Source organism: Campylobacter sp. BCW_6463 (assembly GCF_001762785.1).
Classification (GTDB): Bacteria; Campylobacterota; Campylobacteria; order Campylobacterales; family Campylobacteraceae; genus Campylobacter_D; species Campylobacter_D jejuni.
Genome location: NZ_MJXL01000051.1, coordinates 1 through 1544 on the forward strand (window position 1 = coordinate 1; position 1544 = coordinate 1544).

The 1544-nt window shown below is 33.1% G+C and carries 1 pseudogene; it reads right to left on the reverse strand.

Annotation, left to right across the window (positions count from 1 at the left end):
• Positions 1 to 1544 (reverse strand): annotated as a pseudogene (locus tag AJ884_RS09945) (hypothetical protein); the annotation flags it as partial.

Sequence of the window (1544 nt, forward strand, 5' to 3'; positions counted from 1 at the left end):
AAGGTAGATCTTCTTGAAGTAGTAGAGATTAAAGATCTAAAGGTTGCACCTGATATGGAAGCACTAAGATCAAACCTTTTATGAATTTTTCCTGTTGAAGGATCATAGATTAAATCAATTTCTCCACTACCATTGGTTCCTATATTGCCAATATTACCTGGTTTTACCCCTGAGATGATATCATTTATATCTCCTATTCCATCTAGATCAGCATTGCCTTGATCAACGGTTATATTATCTACTTTTACATTATCTTTACCATTTCCACCTACAACCACAGTGTCTAATTTACCTGTATCTTTATCTGTAGTAACAAGCCAATCTTCTATGACTATGCTACCAGATCCGCTGTTAGTTAAATGATTGCCACTATTATCTTTATTTATGGTTCCTTGGTTATTAACAAAGATGGTTCCACTACCTTCATTTTTAATACCACTTGTAATAGTCGCATCAGAATCATTTTTTAAACTTAAATTATTATTACTTTTATTGAAAATATTACCATAAATAATTCCATTGTCAGTATTTAAAATACCACTTCCTTTTGCAGAAGCAATAAGACCTTCATTTTCAATAGTGATACCGTGAGTTTGAACTTCTGTATCTTTTTGTCCAATGGTTCCAGTATTTATAATACCCCCATTACCACCTTGGATAGTTCCAGATACATTGATGCTAGTATTTACTTGCTTACCACCGCCTATATAAATACCTGCATTACCACCTTCTAATCTACCCCCTTCTTTAACTTCAATGCCTTCACCCTCAATACCATTTTTACTTCCATCTATATGGATTGCATCATTGCCTGCTTTAATAACACCACCACTTTCTATAGTGATTTTACCAATATTAACGGGCTTTTTATTTGTATCAAATGCATAAAAAGTTATACCATTGTTGCCTGCTTCTATAGTTCCTTTATTTGTAAGGGTTTCTATCTTGTTGCCATCACCTATGAAGATAGCATTGCCGTTTTGATTTTTGATTAGGCCTGTGTTTTCAAAATTTTTAATAGTGGAGCTTGAAGTTCCCCAACTTTGAATGAATACTGCTCCTGATAATTGTTTGGCTCCAGATGTTCCTTCTATAGTACCAGTGTTTTTAAAATTATCTATAGTGGTACTTGATATATTTATACCTACTCTTCCTGAAAGAATGCCTGAGTTATCAAAATTTGTTATAGTAGAACCAGAAAGATTTACCCCAGAGCTAGCAAACATAGCCCCATTAGGTCCTCCTGGATCTTTTCTTCCATCACCTTTTAAGATTCCGTTTTTGCTATTGATAAATGTTTGGATTGTAGAATTGCCAATATATATTGCTTGTGTATCCCAGTTTTTTACATCTTGATTGCTGGTTTGAATAGTGCCACTATTATTAAGAGTTTGTACACTTGAATTATTTATGCTTATACCTCTATGTCCTTCGCTTTTAATGTTTCCATTATTGGTAATGGTTTTAACATCGGTATAATTAAACTGGACAGCTTCTTTATTTGTTGAACTTATAACTCCAGTATTGTTAAAATTATTAATCGT